Below are 15,347 nucleotides of genomic sequence, written 5' to 3'. Positions count from 1 at the left end.
GTATAATATAGAAAGGGGGGCCTCCCCTTTTTATTATAAGGAGGTATATCATGAAGAAAAAAAGTATCTGGCAAGAAATTCTGGATAGAGGAATATGGGTGTTGATTTTTTTAATAGGACTGGTGTTATCTCAACTTCCCTTAATTTTATCTGCCCTTTTATCCGCTAGACAATTCCCGCTCCTCCAGTCAGGACTCTTAGTGGCTTTGCTGTCGGTTGCTATTCTAACTGTTTTTATCTTTAGTGCGCGAAAAACAGAGATTGCGAGCTTCAATCTTTCTTTTTTCAAGGCAAAAGATCTAGCCCGCTTGGTTTTGAGTTATTTGGTTATTTTCACAAGTAATTTATTCGGATCTGCCTTGCTTCGTCTGATGAATGAATCTACGACCAGCAATCAATCAACTATTAATAATCTGGTTCAGAATAGCTCGTTGATTTCCAGTTTTTTCTTACTGGTTCTGATTGCTCCCATTTGTGAGGAAATATTGTGTCGTGGAATTATCCCTAAAAAGATCTTCCGTGGGAAGGAGAAGTTGGGTTATCTTGTAGGTGCAGTCGTCTTTGCCTTGCTCCACACACCGACCAATCTGCCTTCTCTCCTTATCTATGGAGGAATGTCGACAGTTTTAACTTGGACAGCTTACAGAACAGAACGCTTAGAGATGTCGATCTTGCTTCATATGATTGTCAATGGTATTGCCTTTTGTTTGCTGGCTTTACTGGTTTTGATTAGTCGAAATGTAGGCTTGCCTTTCTAAACTATTTCCTTACTTGGAAAAGATAAATGCTAGCGTATCCATCTTTTTCTTTTTATGGTAAAATAGAGAAATAATGTGGTGAAAAACCTTGAGGAGTGACCGTATGTCCAATAAAGCTAGTCAGGCAAAAACAGCCATTTGCGGAATTATCAATGTAACCCCAGATTCCTTTTCGGATGGTGGGCAGTTTTTTGCTGTTGACCAGGCTCTTCAGCAAGCCCGTAAATTGATAGCTGAAGGAGCAAGCATGCTAGATATCGGTGGAGAATCAACTCGTCCTGGAAGTAGCTATGTTGAGATAGAAGAGGAAATCCAGCGTGTTGTTCCAGTCATCGAAGCTATCCGTAAGGAAAGTGATGTCCTCATCTCCATCGATACTTGGAAAAGTCAGGTGGCAGAAGCTGCCTTGGCTGCTGGTGCCAATCTGGTAAATGACATTACGGGTCTCATGGGAGATGAGAAAATGGCGGATGTGGTTGCTAAGGCTGAAGCGAAAGTGGTTATCATGTTTAATCCAGTCATGGCTCGACCTCAGCACCCTAGTTCGCTCATCTTCCCTCATTTTGGCTTTGGACAAGCTTTTACAGAGAAAGAGATAGCTGGCTTTGAAAAAATGCCAATCGAAGATTCGATGAAGGCTTTCTTTGAACGAGCTCTAGCGAGAGCGGAGGAAGCTGGGATTGCAAGAGAAAATATTCTGCTGGATCCAGGAATTGGCTTTGGTCTGACTAAGAAGGAAAATCTGCTCCTTCTACGTGATCTGGATAAACTGCATCAGAAAGGCTATCCAATCTTTCTTGGAGTTTCGCGCAAGCGGTTTGTTATCAGTATTCTGGAGGAAAATGGTTTTGAAGTTAATCCTGAGACCGAACTTGGTTTCCGCAATCGGGATACTGCTTCGGCCCATGTGACCAGTATCGCTGCGAGACAGGGTGTCGAAGTGGTGCGCGTGCACGATGTAGCCAGTCATAAGATGGCAGTTGAAATTGCGTCAGCCATTCGTTTGGCAGATGATGCGGAAAATCTAGATTTAAAACAATATAAATAAGATGAAAGAAATTGAAAACAATCAGTGGATTGCCCACTATCGGACGGACCAACCGCATTTTGGCTTGGAACGAATGGTGGAACTATTAGCTTTGCGAGGCAATCCCCATCTCAAACTCAAGGTTATCCATATCGGCGGAACAAATGGTAAAGGTTCGACCATTGCTTTTTTGAAAAATATGTTGGAAAAGATGGGGTTGAAAGTTGGAGTTTTTAGCTCGCCTTATCTCATTCATTACACAGACCAGATTAGCATCAACGGGAAATCCATCCCAGAAGCTAGACTAGAAGCTATAATGGCGGACTATGAGTTTTTGCTTGAGGGGGAGAAGGTCGCTGATTTACAAGGAACGACCGAGTTTGAGATTATCACAGCCATAGCCTATGATTATTTTGCCACTGAAAAAGTTGATGTGGCTATCATGGAAGTCGGCATGGGTGGACTCTTGGATAGTACTAATGTCTGTCAGCCGATTCTAACAGGAATTACGACCATTGGACTGGATCATGTGGCCCTACTTGGTGACACCTTGGAAGCCATAGCAGAGCAGAAAGCTGGTATTGTCAAACAAGGGATTCCTTTGGTGACAGGAGGCATTGCTCCAGAAGCCTTGGCTGTTATCGACCATATGGCAGAAGCTAAACATGCACCGAGACTTGCCTATGGAAAAGATTATCAGGTTCGTCATCAAGAAAGCGTGGTAGCGGGTGAAATCTTTGATTATACCAGTTCTGTCAGACAAGGTCGCTTCCAGACAGGTCTGCTGGGCTTGCATCAGATCGAGAATGCGGGGATGGCCATAGCTTTACTTGATACTTTTTGTCAAGAAGATGGTCAAGAGCTAGCAAGCAATGACTTGGTTGCCCAAGCCTTGAAAGAAACAAGGTGGCCAGGGCGTTTGGAGGTCGTGTCTAGTGAACCTCTAATGATTTTAGATGGGGCTCATAATCCGCATGCTATCAAGGCTTTGTTGAATACTTTGCAAGAACGCTTTGCTGACTATCATAAAGAAATTCTCTTTACTTGTATCAAAACCAAGGCCTTGGAGGATATGTTGGATTTGCTAGAGTCGGTGCCAAATAGTCAACTGACTCTGACTTGTTTTGACGATAGTCGGGCGACAGATGAGAACGTGCTGAAAGAGACAGCTAAGTCTAGAAATCTCAATTACCAAAGTTGGCAGGAATTTTTAGAACAAAAAATGACAGAAGATGAAGAGAAAAAAACAGTTAGGCTTGTCACGGGTTCCTTGTATTTCTTGAGCCAAGTGAGAGCCTATCTGATGGAGAGGAAGAACGAGAATGGATACACAAAAGATTGAAACGGCTGTAAAAATGATTATTGAGGCTGTCGGTGAGGACGCTAACCGCGAGGGCTTGCAGGAAACACCTGCTCGTGTAGCCCGTATGTACCAAGAGATTTTTTCAGGTCTTGGTCAAACTGCTGAGGAACACCTGTCAAAATCTTTTGAGATTATTGATGACAATATGGTAGTGGAGAAGGATATCTTTTTCCATACCATGTGTGAACACCACTTCTTGCCCTTTTATGGGAGAGCGCACATTGCCTATGTTCCAGACGGTCGTGTGGCAGGCTTGTCCAAGCTAGCCCGTACGGTTGAAGTTTATTCTAAAAAACCACAGATTCAAGAACGGTTGAATATCGAAGTGGCCGATGCCTTGATGGACTACTTGGGGGCTAAGGGAGCCTTTGTTGTCATTGAGGCTGAGCATATGTGTATGAGCATGCGTGGTGTTCGAAAACCAGGTACTGCAACCTTGACGACAGTAGCTCGAGGTCTATTTGAGACCGATAAGGATCTCCGAGATCAGGCTTATCGTCTAATGGGACTATAAAAAGAATCCGCTTCATGCGGATTTTTCTAGAAAGGACTAGTTATGGATCAACTGCAGATTAAAGATTTGGAAATTTTTGCCTATCATGGTCTCTTTCCTAGTGAGAAAGAATTGGGGCAAAAGTTTGTTATTTCCGCAAGCTTATCCTATGATATGACCAAGGCGGCGACAGACTTGGATTTGGCGGCTTCTATCCATTACGGCGAACTTTGTCAGCAGTGGACAGCTTGGTTTCAGGAAACCACTGAGGACTTGATTGAAACGGTAGCTTACAAACTAGTTGAACGTACCTTTGAGACTTATCCTCTTGTCCAAGAGATTGAGTTGGAACTAAAAAAACCTTGGGCTCCAGTGCATTTACCGCTAGATACCTGCTCAGTGACCATCCGCCGTCGCAAGCAACGAGCTTTTATCGCTCTAGGAAGCAATATGGGGGACAAGCAAGCAAACTTGGAACAAGCCATTGACAAACTGCGAGTTCGAGGTATCCATATTCTCAAAGAATCCAGTGTCTTGACGACGGAACCTTGGGGTGGTGTGGAGCAGGATAGTTTTGCTAATCAGGTGATTGAAGTGGAAACATGGCTACCAGCACCAGTCTTGTTAGAGACCTTGTTAAGTATTGAGTCAGAAATGGGACGGGTTCGAGAGGTGCATTGGGGGCCTCGTTTGATTGATTTGGACCTACTCTTTGTGGAGGACCAGGTCATTTATACAGACGACCTCATCTTACCTCATCCTTATATAGCAGAACGCCTCTTTGTCCTTGAGTCTCTGCAAGAAATAGCTCCTCATTTTATTCATCCAATGCTAAAGCAACCAATTCGCCACTTGTATCAAGAATTGAACAAATAGAAAAAACTCTAGTTCCTCAGCAGTTTGCGCCGAGAAGCTAGAGTTTTTAAAATAGGTCATTTTCTTCAGGAAGGAGGATGGTTTCTTTCCCGTCCATGTCTAAAACAAGAACCCGAGGAGGGTAAAGAGGGTCGAAGGGATGATTAAAATCAAAGTCGATACTAGTCGGCAGGTGCTGACTAGAGAAATGGAAGGTGATGGTTCCCTCGTTATTTAGCAGTTGAAATTCAAGTTCCTCTTCTAATTCAAAGACGTTTTTCAAAAAATGATCGATAATATACCACAAAGAGTCGATAACATCGTCAGGCAAGCTGGTCACAACGCCAAAACTGGCCGAACGTCTCTGAGTATTTGTAAAAGCCATAAACATTCCCTCCCTCCTTTCATTTTTCCTTATCATACAGCAAAACATCCCAAAAATCAAGAAATCGTACTCGCTTTTTCAAAATGGGAATAGGTTGTGAAATTTTTTCAAAGTTTCTCTAAAAAATACTTGAAAGTGTTTACAATAAGTGATAAAATGGAGTAAGCAGATGTATGAAAGCGAAATTTTCAATATAGAAAGGAAACAGAATGAACACAGATGATACAGTAACGATTTATGATGTTGCCCGTGAAGCTGGGGTTTCAATGGCAACTGTTAGCCGTGTAGTGAATGGCAATAAGAACGTCAAAGAGAATACTCGTAAAAAAGTTCTAGAGGTGATTGATCGTCTTGACTACCGTCCAAATGCGGTAGCGCGTGGCTTGGCCAGCAAGAAAACCACGACAGTTGGTGTTGTGATTCCAAATATCACCAATGGCTATTTTTCAACCCTAGCCAAGGGGATTGATGATATTGCAGAGATGTATAAGTACAATATCGTCCTAGCCAACAGTGATGAAGATGATGAAAAAGAAGTTTCAGTAGTTAATACTCTCTTTTCAAAACAGGTTGACGGGATCATTTTTATGGGTTATCACTTGACTGAAAAGATTCGTTCAGAATTTTCTCGATCTCGGACACCAGTTGTCCTTGCAGGAACAGTGGATATCGAACACCAGTTGCCAAGTGTTAATATTGACTACAAACAAGCAACGATTGATGCAGTAACTCATTTGCTTCAGGAAAATGAAAAGATTGCCTTTGTCAGTGGGCCACTTGTTGATGATATCAACGGCAAAATTCGATTGATTGGTTACAAGGAAGCATTGAAAAAGGCAGGAATCCCTTATAGCGAGGGCTTGGTATTTGAGTCTAAATACAGCTATAATGATGGCTATGCCTTGGCAGAACGCTTGGTTTCTTCACAGGCTACAGCTGCAGTTGTGACAGGTGATGAATTGGCTGCGGGTGTGTTAAATGGCTTGGCAGATCACGGTATTTCTGTACCGGAAGAGTTTGAAATCATTACGACAGATGATTCTCAAATTGCACGATTCACTCGTCCAAACTTAACGACAATTGCTCAACCTCTATACGACCTTGGTGCTATCAGTATGCGTATGTTGACCAAGATTATGCATAAGGAAGAGTTGGAAGAACGTGAAGTTCTTTTGCCTCACGGTTTGACAGAACGTCGTTCGACACGAAAACGCAAGTAGAAAAAATCAGGGAATCGAGAAGATTTCCTGATTTTGTATTCTAGAGAAGAGGATTAGCCTTCCATATAGTCTTTTAAGGCCTGCCCTTTTAGTCCCGCGTTGATAGCAATCAATAATTTGAGGCGCGCTTTTTGAGCATTGAGTTCTTTGACAAAGAAAACACCAGCTCGTTGCAACTGCACTCCTCCGCCTTGGTAGGCATAAACAGGTTCTGCAATTCCGTTAAAACAACGTGAAACCAAGGCGACTGGAATGCCTTTTTGGAGGAGACTTTCTAATTTTTGAGCTGTTTCTTTGGGTACATTACCTGCTCCAAAAGCTTGAACGACTAATCCATCTAGGTGATCTAGGTCAAGCATATCAATCAGCTCATCTGTCATACCTGCATAGGCTGAGATGATGGGAACTAGACCTTGAATATGTTCGAGATCAAAGCGGACTCGCGGTTCAGCTGTTTTGAAGTAGAGGATTTCTTGCTTCATGATGAGACCGAGAGGCCCGTGAGTAGGAGTTTGAAAGGTACCGACGTTGGTCGTATGGGTTTTGGTAACATACTTGGCCGCGTGGATCTCATCATTCATGACGACCAGCACACCCTTGTCGGCTGCTTTGTCATCGCTGGCAACTCGTAAAGCACTCAGATAGTTATAAACTCCATCGCTACCGAGTTCGTTTGAACTACGCATAGCTCCTGTTAGAACGATGGGCATGGGCGGAATTTTCATGGTATCAAGGAAGTAGGCAGTTTCCTCTAGCGTATCTGTCCCATGTGTGATGACAACTCCATCGTAGTGGTCTGCTTCCTCTTTAATTTTATGATAGAGCGCAAGCATATGCTTGGGTTTGATATGGGGACTTGGCAGGTTAAAAAGGTCTAGGGCATGAACCTCAATCCCTTCAAGTGGATTGGATACATGGTTCATGGGATTGTCCTGGCTGGTCACAACTGCGCCAGAGGCGTCTGCTTGCATGGAAATAGTCCCACCTGTATGTAAAACAAGGATTTTCTTAGGCATGAATTACTCACTCTTTCTGAAATGTGGTATAATCATTGTAACACAAAAGGGGAGAATGGGATAGGATGGAAGTCAAAGCTGTTTTTTTTGATATCGATGGAACGCTAGTCAACGATCGTAAGAGTGTTTTGAAATCCACTAAGGACGCGATTAGGATTGTGAAAGAGCAAGGGGTGCTTGTTGGAGTAGCGACAGGACGAGGGCCGTTTTTTGTCAAGGAATTGATGGAAGATTTAGATCTGGATTTTGCAATAACTTATAACGGACAATATATCTTTAATAAAGAAAAAGTCTTATTTGCAAGTCCGATTGCTAAGTCAAGCCTGCGTCAACTGATTGCTTATGCTAAAAAGGAGCGAAAAGAAATTGCTCTTGGAACTGAGCATGCCGTTGTTGGTTCGAAAATTATGTCATTTGGTCTTGGATCCTTTTCGCAGCTGGTTAGCCGTTTCATTCCAACTGGCTTAACAAGAACCGTTAGTCGCTCTTTTAATCGGATGGTTAGCAAGGCAGTTCCTCAAAAGGAAGATGACCTACTTAACTTGATTAATCAACCCATTTATCAAGTTTTGATGCTGATGACGCCAGAAGAATCTGAGAAAGCTGCAAGTGATTTTGAAGATTTGAAATTGACTCGAAGCAATCCCTTCGCTGCGGATATCATCAACCAAGGAAATTCCAAACTAGAAGGCATTCGCCGAGTCGGGAAAGAGTATGGTTTTGATCTCAACCAAGTCATGGCTTTCGGAGATTCAGATAATGACCTGGAAATGTTGGCAGGTGTTGGTATGTCTGTAGCCATGGGAAATGGCAGTAGCAGCGTCAAAGAGGTTGCTAAGCACATTACTGCAAGTAACCAACAAGATGGCATCCACAAGGCGCTCGAACATTTTGGAGTCTTGGCTTCAGAAAAAGTGTTTGTCAGTCGAGATTACCACTTTAATAAGGTCAAGACCTTCCACCACATGATGGATGAACGGACGCAGGAAGAGCCACAGGCATGGGATGTTGAAGGTGCAACCCACCGCGCAGACTTTAAAATTGAAGAATTAGTAGAGTTTGTCCGAGCGGCAAGTTCTTCGGAGGAAGAATTCCAGCAGTCGCTTGCAAGCATGCATGCGGCACTTGACAAGGCGGCCGAAAAGGTGAGGCAAAAAACGCCTGCCCAAAAAGATCTAATCGGGCAGGTTGATGCCTTAATCGATACACTGTATTTTACTTACGGCAGTTTTGCCTTGATGGGAGTGGATCCAGAACGCATCTTTGATATTGTGCATGAGGCAAACATGGGGAAGGTTTTTCCTGATGGAAAAGCCCATTTTGATCCAGTTACACATAAAATCTTAAAACCGGATGACTGGGACGAAAAATATGCTCCAGAACCTGCTATCAGAAAGGAACTGCAGCGTCAGCTCAAGGCTTATGAGCGACATAAAGAGAGAAATAAGTAAGAAAAAAGGGAGCCTAGCAGGCTCCTTTTGTGTTTCTATAATGTTTTTTCTTGTTCTCTCACGACGAGCAAATCAACTTTTGCGTGGCGGAGGATGTATTCAGATGAAGAGCCAACCAAGAGGCGTTCAAAGGCATTAAGACCTGTTGCACCGACGAGAATCAAGTCAACATTTTCTGCGTCTGGAATGGTACGGGCAAGGAGAGTTTTTGGATTTCCCATTTCGATGACGGTATGAATATCGGTCACACCCGCATCTTTTGCACGTTTTTCGTACTCTTTCATCAAACTTTCAGCATCTACTTGAAGTTCTTCGTAGACTTCAGCATCAAAGGTAGATACGCTTTGAAGAGCGCGTGTGTCAATAACATGGGCAATGGTGAGCTTGGAATCATTGCGTAGAGCAGTGTAAACACCTTTAACAAAAGCCAAGTCTGCCTCTTTAGAACCATCAATTGCAACCATAACATTTTGGTAACGTTGTGCCATAATGAAACCTCCTGAAATTTTCTTACTGTTATTGTAATCCTTTTCACTAAAGAAGTAAAGTAAAAATCATATTTAAATAAATATTATCGGAGATTCGATTTGGTGGAGATATGTTAAAATAAAAGAAAACGGGATAGTAGGAAACATAGTGAGGGGATGAGAAAGTATGAAAGATTTTGTTCAAGCTTCTAAAAAAATAAGTCTTCTTTATCATGGAATCATCCTTGCGTCACTTGTAGGAGAAGTAGTGATGCTTTGGCAGCTGGAAAGAGTCGTGCCTGTTCTCTATCCAGGTTTTGTCGGCTTTCTTCTCTTTCACTTAGTCTACCACACCATTTTATTTGTGATTGCAAAGAGAAGTGGTCGCTTGGACTATTTGGTCACGTGGGGGCTCTTTCTCATGTTTAATCTTTTGTATGATTCTTTTTTAGCATTGGTCTTCCTAGGTTTGTCTTTTGGTATGTGAAAAAATACTTCTGCATTCTAATTGTTTAGACAGTGAGAACCTAGTCGTTGTGAGTTTTTTTCTTTGCTTGCTCATTTCAGGAAACTTGTCGCAATCCCTTTCTAGTGGTATAATGTTACTATCTCGATGAATTGAGGAAACAAGATGAAAGAATATAACAAGTCTAGTAAGTTAGAGCATGTTGCCTATGATATCCGTGGCCCTGTTTTGGAAGAAGCTATGCGGATGCGAGCAAACGGAGAAAAGATTTTACGTCTGAATACAGGGAATCCAGCAGAATTTGGCTTTACAGCGCCAGATGAGGTCATTCATGACTTGATTATGAATGCGCGTGATAGTGAAGGGTATTCTGACTCTAAAGGGATTTTCTCAGCCCGTAAGGCCATCATGCAGTATTGCCAACTGAAGAACTTCCCCAATGTAGACATTGATGATATTTACCTTGGAAATGGTGTCAGTGAACTGATTGTTATGTCCATGCAAGGGCTTTTGGATAATGGCGATGAGGTCTTGGTGCCTATGCCAGACTATCCTCTCTGGACAGCCGCTGTCAGCCTAGCTGGGGGAAATGCCGTTCACTATATCTGTGATGAAGCTGCAGAATGGTACCCTGATATTGACGATATCAAGTCAAAAATTACTTCCAATACCAAGGCAATCGTCCTTATCAACCCAAATAACCCAACTGGAGCCCTTTATCCTAAGGAACTCTTGTTGGAGATTATTGAAATCGCTCGTCAAAACGATTTGATCATCTTTGCGGATGAGATTTATGACCGTATGGTGATGGATGGGCATGTGCACACGCCTGTGGCAAGCTTGGCACCAGATGTCTTCTGTGTCAGCATGAACGGTCTTTCGAAATCCCACCGTATCGCTGGTTTTCGTGTGGGTTGGATGGTCTTGTCTGGTCCTAAGACTCATGTCAAGGGCTATATCGAAGGTCTCAATATGCTGTCCAACATGCGCCTTTGTTCTAACGTTTTGGCCCAGCAAGTCGTACAAACATCACTAGGTGGGCACCAGTCAGTGGACGAATTACTCCTTCCTGGTGGTCGTATCTATGAGCAAAGAAACTTCATTTACAATGCTATTCAAGATATTCCAGGTTTGTCTGCGGTCAAGCCGAAGGCGGGTCTTTATATCTTCCCGAAAATTGACCGCAATATGTACCGCATCAATGATGATGAACAGTTCGTTCTTGATTTCTTGAAACAAGAAAAGGTTCTCTTGGTTCATGGTCGCGGCTTTAATTGGCAAGAACCAGACCATTTCCGTATCGTTTACCTCCCACGAGTGGACGAATTAGCACAAATCCAAGAAAAGATGACTCGTTTCTTGAAACAGTATCGTAGATAGGGCTTTCATAGGAAAAGCTAGAAAACATTTGCTTGGAGCTATTGACAAAAGTGGCAGAATCAGATAGAATAGTAAAGTATGTTTAGTAACTGATCACTTTATAGCCGGCTAAACGAATACAAAATCTATGAGGAGGTATTCATCGTGAAACGTACTTATCAACCAAGTAAACTTCGTCGTGCGCGCAAACACGGATTCCGTAACCGTATGTCAACTAAAAACGGTCGTCGCGTATTGGCAGCTCGTCGTCGTAAAGGACGCAAAGTTTTGGCTGCATAATCCAAACGAATTCAACAAAGAAGTCAGTAGGAACTCGAGTCTACTGGCTTTTCTTTTTCCTATAATATCAGTCTGTAAATGCTTTATATTTTTTCTGAAATAGTGTATAATGTTTCACATACTATAAAAATGGAGAACAGTTATGAAGAAATCAAAAGCCCTCCTACTAGGGGCTGGAATTTTGAGTGCAAGCTTCTTGATGGTGGCTTGTAGTTCGGCGCAATCAAATACAGATAAAACCTACTCGTATGTATTTGCCAGCAATCCAGATACATTAGACTATATCACTTCGACACGTGGCTCGACTTCTAGCATTACGACAAACTTGATTGATGGTTTGTTGGAAAATGATAAGTACGGTAACCTCGTTCCTTCTATGGCAGAGTCATGGACAGTATCAAAAGACGGTTTAACCTATACCTATAAAATCCGCCAAGGGGCTAAGTGGTATACCTCTGAAGGAGAAGAGTATGCTGAAGTGACAGCACATGACTTTGTGACGGGTCTTAAGTATGCAGCGGATAAAAAGGCTGAGAACTTGTACTTGGTACAAGACTCCATCAAAGGTTTGGCAGATTATGTCGAAGGGAAAACATCTGACTTTGAGACGGTTGGAGTCAAGGCAGTGGACGACTATACTCTCCAATACACTTTGAACAAACCGGAGTCTTATTGGAATTCAAAGACAACAGGGGGAATTTTGAGTCCTGTCAATGAAGCCTTTTTGAAATCTAAGGGAGATGATTTTGGAAGTGTTACCCCATCTAGTATCCTGTCAAATGGGCCATACTTGTTCAAGTCTTTCACATCAAAATCTTTAATTGAGTTTGAAAAGAACCCTAATTACTGGGATAAGGACAACGTCAAGATTGAGAAGGTAAAACTTTCCTTCTATGATGGTTCAGACCAAGATAGTTTGGCTCGAGGATTCTTAGAAGGCAACTACACAGATGGCCGTATCTTCCCGACAAGCTCTGTCTTTGACCAGTTGAAAAAAGGGAATGAAGATAAGATTACCTATACTCCTCAGGATGCTGTGACTTTCTACTATCTCTTCAATGTCAACCGTCAAAGTTACAATCAAACAATGAAACAGACGGATAAAGAAAAGACGGATTCTCGTGCAGCTATGCAAAATAAGGACTTCCGTCAGGCGATTAACTTTGCCTTTGACCGTCATGCCTATGCCGCACAGACAAATGGAGAAGATGGAGCTGACCGTATCCTTCGAAACACTGTCACACCAAGCAACTTTGTTCAAATCGGTAGGAAAAACTTTGGAGATGCTGTCAATGAAAAGATAGTCAACTATGGTACAGAGTGGGCTAATGTCAATCTAAACGACGCTCAGCCTGCCTTCTTGAATGCTGATAAAGCCAAGGCAGAATTTGCCAAAGCCAAAGAAAGCTTACAGGCAGAAGGTGTGACCTTCCCTATCCATTTAGACATGCCGGTGGATCAGACTGCTAAGTTGGACGTACAGCAAGCCAGTTCTTTCAAGCAGACGGTTGAGGAGACACTTGGATCAGATAATATTGTTATCGATGTGATTCAACTTTCTCCAGACGAGAAAGACAATGCAACCTTCTTTGCTGACACAGCTGAACAAAAGGACTATGACATTGACATCTCAGGCTGGAGCGGAGATTACTCTGATCCCAAGACCTATCTTGACCTCTTGGATCCAGACTCTGGTTCTCAGTTAAAAAATCTTGGCTTGACTCCAGGAAAAGACAATGGTGTTAAGGAAAAAATCGGTCTCTCTACCTACAAGAAGTTGTTGGATGCGGCAGATAAAGAAGTTGAAAACACTCAGGTTCGCTATGAGAAATTTGCCGAAGTTCAAGCTTGGCTAACAGATAGTGCTCTCTTTATGCCAGTTCAAAGCGGAGGAGCTAATCCAATCTTCCGTAAGACTGTACCGTTCACAGGAGCCTTCTCATTTGTCGGACACAAAGGGGATGCGGACAACTACAAATACCTTGAGTTGCAAAAAGATCCCGTGACTGCGAAACAGTACCAAGAACTTTATGAAAAATGGCAAAAAGAAAAAACTGAGTCCAATAAAAAAGCTCAAGAAGATTTAGCTAACCACATTCAATAATATTCCTAGTCATGCTTTTTAGTTAAGCATAGTGGCTGGATTCAGAAAAAGGCCCCACCAGACGCTTTTTGGTTCTGGTAGGGCCTTTTCTTTATTCTTTTAAGTGATAAGAGTAGCTAGCGACAACGACGTCTTCGTGCCACCTGAGAGCGTATTTTAGTTTGAGGCTCATTTGATTGTGCAGGATATTTTGCCAAGGCTTGTTAGGGATAAACTGTGGGACAAGGACTGTAACGGTGTAGTTTTTTTGCTTAGCTTCTTGGGCGATTCGTTTGACATACTTAACACTAGGGGTGATGATGTCGCGGTAACTGGTATTGATATTCTTCAGAGTGATATTTGGGAAGTAGTCGGCAAATTCCTGAAGAATTTCTTGGTCTTTTTCTGCCGTTTCTTTAGTAGAAATGTGCATGGCTAACACTTCATCACCGATACTTTGAGCGTAGTTAATGGCTCCGACACTTACTCGAGTAACATTCCCTACTAGGACAAGGACAAGGTTGCCGTCATAAGTGCGCTTTTCAATTCCTTCGTAGAGTCGTAGCTGTTTTGCCACTTTTTGGTAATGGTTGTGAATGGACAAAAAGAGGAAAGTTAGAACTAGGATAATTGGGAAGAATGGCCAGATATCACCCAGTCTGAAGAGGAGTAAAATGAGGACAATGGCATAACAAATGATGGCCCCAAGGATATTAGCGAAGGCAGATTTTAAGAAGTTTACTCCTTTTTCCTTTTTCCAATGGCGAATCATCCCAGTCTGAGAAAGGGCAAAGGGAACGAAGACCCCGATAGTATAAAGAGGAATCAAGCGTTCAGTATTCCCATTAAAAATGAGAAGAAGGATCATAGCCCCAAAGGCCAGAGTTAAGATACCGTTGGAGTAGCCAAGACGATCCCCTTTTTCCATAAAGAGATGAGGCATGTACTTGTTTTTGGCCATATTGTAGGACAGCATAGGGAAGGCTGAAAAGCCAGTATTTGCAGCTACAGCTAGAATCAAGGCTGTTGAGAACTGGAAGAGATAGTAGCTAGCATGACCAAAGAATGAATCACCAAGAATGCCCTTGGCCATTTGTGAAAGGATGGTTTCTCCGTGTTGAGGCATAATCCCCATCCAGTAGTTTAGGAAGGTAATGCCTGCAAAAAGAAAACCTAAAATCAAGGACATGATGGTCAAGGTCTGAGCAGCATTCTTTTCTTTCGGAGTTTTGAAAAATGGTACCGCATTTGAAATAGCCTCAACCCCTGTCAGAGAGGCAGAGCCACTGGTAAAGGCTCTCAATAGGAGAACGATGGAAAGGCTCGGAACAGTTTGTCCAATGGTTGAAGTCGCCTGATAGTTTAGGGAACCTGTAAACAGTTGAAAGAACCCATAAAGCAAGAGAAAGACGGTACTGAAGATAAAGAGGTAGACGGGAATCATCAGAGAGCTGGCAGATTCTTTCAATCCTCTTAAATTCAAGAGCATGAGCAGGCAGACTAGGAAAATAGAGATATGAAGATTGTAGGGATGGAGGGCAGGAATGGCTGCTGTAATAGCATCAGCTCCCGACGCAACGGATACGGCTACTGTCAGCATATAGTCAATAAGGAGGCTTCCCCCTGCAATCAAGCCTAGTTCAGGGGAGAGATTTTCCCGAGTGACCATATAAGCCCCACCACCTTGAGGATAGGCGTGAATAATTTGACGATAGGAAATGGTCAAACTAGCGAGCAGTAAGAGGACAAAAATACCGATAGGGAGGCTCCACCAAATGGCGAGAGGAGAGAGACTGACTAAAACGAGAATGACTTGTTCAGGTCCATAGGCAATAGAAGACAGGGCATCACTGGATAACATTGCAAGTGCCTGCATTTTTCCAAGTAATCCCCCTTCACCATCTGTGAGAGACTTGAGTGGCCGACCGATAAAGGTATATTTTAATTTTCTAAACATTTTCTTTTCCTTTGCTGAAAATTTCAATAAGTGTTATTATACTGCTTTGAAAAAATGCAGTCAAGGGAGAATGATCGGTATTAGAATATTTTTACAAGCCGGGGGATGCTATTTTTGGTATAATAGATGGAAGAATGAGGTTAAGAG

Annotated in this window: 15 protein-coding genes; 11 read left to right on the top strand and 4 right to left on the bottom strand. The window is 42.6% G+C overall.

Annotated elements, in window-relative coordinates; all coding sequences use genetic code 11:
* Positions 1-50: 50 nt before the first annotated feature.
* The 5 genes from GOM48_RS08535 (at position 51) to folK (ending at position 4,517) form a co-directional block, all read left to right on the top strand.
* The gene (locus GOM48_RS08535) at positions 51-758 is read left to right on the top strand and encodes a CPBP family intramembrane glutamic endopeptidase (RefSeq protein ID WP_173259068.1); all 708 of its coding nucleotides are present in this window, start codon (positions 51-53) and stop codon (positions 756-758) included.
* 103 nt (positions 759-861) lie between these two features.
* On the top strand, positions 862-1,806 hold the full coding sequence (gene folP / locus GOM48_RS08530; protein ID WP_235097137.1) for a dihydropteroate synthase: 945 nt from the start codon (positions 862-864) through the stop codon (positions 1,804-1,806).
* Position 1,807: 1 nt separating this feature from the next.
* Positions 1,808-3,127 (top strand): bifunctional folylpolyglutamate synthase/dihydrofolate synthase, encoded by a 1,320-nt coding sequence (locus GOM48_RS08525; protein WP_235097136.1) that lies wholly within the window; start codon positions 1,808-1,810, stop codon positions 3,125-3,127.
* The gene (folE, locus tag GOM48_RS08520; protein ID WP_235097135.1) at positions 3,108-3,662 is read left to right on the top strand and encodes a GTP cyclohydrolase I FolE; all 555 of its coding nucleotides are present in this window, start codon (positions 3,108-3,110) and stop codon (positions 3,660-3,662) included. Before GOM48_RS08525 ends, folE begins: the two co-directional genes overlap by 20 nt.
* Before the next feature lie 42 nt (positions 3,663-3,704).
* Positions 3,705-4,517, top strand: a complete 813-nt coding sequence (folK, locus tag GOM48_RS08515) for a 2-amino-4-hydroxy-6-hydroxymethyldihydropteridine diphosphokinase (protein ID WP_235097134.1) — start codon at positions 3,705-3,707, stop codon at positions 4,515-4,517.
* A 46-nt stretch (positions 4,518-4,563) separates the two neighbouring features.
* Here the strand turns inward: folK and GOM48_RS08510 are convergent, their stop codons facing one another.
* Positions 4,564-4,881, bottom strand: coding sequence for a DUF960 domain-containing protein (locus GOM48_RS08510; protein ID WP_125394886.1), 318 nt, complete (start codon positions 4,879-4,881; stop codon positions 4,564-4,566).
* Positions 4,882-5,090: 209 nt separating this feature from the next.
* On the opposite strand from GOM48_RS08510, the gene ccpA reads away from it, so the two are divergent.
* On the top strand, positions 5,091-6,101 hold the full coding sequence (gene ccpA / locus GOM48_RS08505; RefSeq protein ID WP_038804599.1) for a catabolite control protein A: 1,011 nt from the start codon (positions 5,091-5,093) through the stop codon (positions 6,099-6,101).
* Between the two features lie 53 nt (positions 6,102-6,154).
* Here ccpA and GOM48_RS08500 read toward each other — a convergent pair whose 3' ends face one another.
* Entirely contained in the window at positions 6,155-7,117 is a 963-nt protein-coding gene (locus GOM48_RS08500; protein ID WP_235097133.1) for an asparaginase, read from the bottom strand.
* Between the two features lie 65 nt (positions 7,118-7,182).
* Here GOM48_RS08500 and GOM48_RS08495 point away from each other — a divergent pair, with 65 nt between their 5' ends.
* Positions 7,183-8,568, top strand: a complete 1,386-nt coding sequence (locus tag GOM48_RS08495; protein WP_235097132.1) for a Cof-type HAD-IIB family hydrolase — start codon at positions 7,183-7,185, stop codon at positions 8,566-8,568.
* Between the two features lie 35 nt (positions 8,569-8,603).
* On the opposite strand, the gene GOM48_RS08490 is transcribed toward GOM48_RS08495, so the two are convergent.
* On the bottom strand, positions 8,604-9,056 hold the full coding sequence (locus GOM48_RS08490) for a universal stress protein (RefSeq protein ID WP_000079159.1): 453 nt from the start codon (positions 9,054-9,056) through the stop codon (positions 8,604-8,606).
* 166 nt (positions 9,057-9,222) lie between these two features.
* Between GOM48_RS08490 and GOM48_RS08485 the strand changes: the two genes are divergently transcribed.
* The 4 genes from GOM48_RS08485 to GOM48_RS08470 all read left to right on the top strand — a co-directional run bounded on the left by GOM48_RS08485 (position 9,223) and on the right by GOM48_RS08470 (position 13,264).
* Positions 9,223-9,522, top strand: coding sequence for a hypothetical protein (locus GOM48_RS08485; protein WP_235097131.1), 300 nt, complete (start codon positions 9,223-9,225; stop codon positions 9,520-9,522).
* Between the two features lie 144 nt (positions 9,523-9,666).
* On the top strand, positions 9,667-10,881 hold the full coding sequence (locus GOM48_RS08480) for a pyridoxal phosphate-dependent aminotransferase (RefSeq protein WP_235097130.1): 1,215 nt from the start codon (positions 9,667-9,669) through the stop codon (positions 10,879-10,881).
* A gap of 144 nt (positions 10,882-11,025) precedes the next feature.
* A complete protein-coding gene (gene rpmH / locus GOM48_RS08475; RefSeq protein ID WP_000831905.1) occupies positions 11,026-11,160 on the top strand; it encodes a 50S ribosomal protein L34 in 135 nt (44 codons plus the stop codon).
* A gap of 142 nt (positions 11,161-11,302) precedes the next feature.
* Entirely contained in the window at positions 11,303-13,264 is a 1,962-nt protein-coding gene (locus GOM48_RS08470) for a peptide ABC transporter substrate-binding protein (protein WP_235097129.1), read from the top strand.
* 91 nt (positions 13,265-13,355) lie between these two features.
* On the opposite strand, the gene GOM48_RS08465 is transcribed toward GOM48_RS08470, so the two are convergent.
* Positions 13,356-15,200 carry an APC family permease gene (locus GOM48_RS08465; RefSeq protein WP_235097128.1) on the bottom strand — a complete coding sequence of 615 codons (1,845 nt, stop codon included), beginning with the start codon at positions 15,198-15,200 and terminating at the stop codon, positions 13,356-13,358.
* Positions 15,201-15,347 lie beyond the last annotated feature (147 nt).

The sequence above is a fragment of the Streptococcus oralis genome (genome assembly GCF_021497885.1).
Lineage (GTDB): Bacteria > Bacillota > Bacilli > Lactobacillales > Streptococcaceae > Streptococcus > Streptococcus oralis_BQ.
The sequence above is the reverse complement of the archived record's forward strand: the minus strand, read 5'-3'. Positions and strand labels throughout refer to the sequence as shown.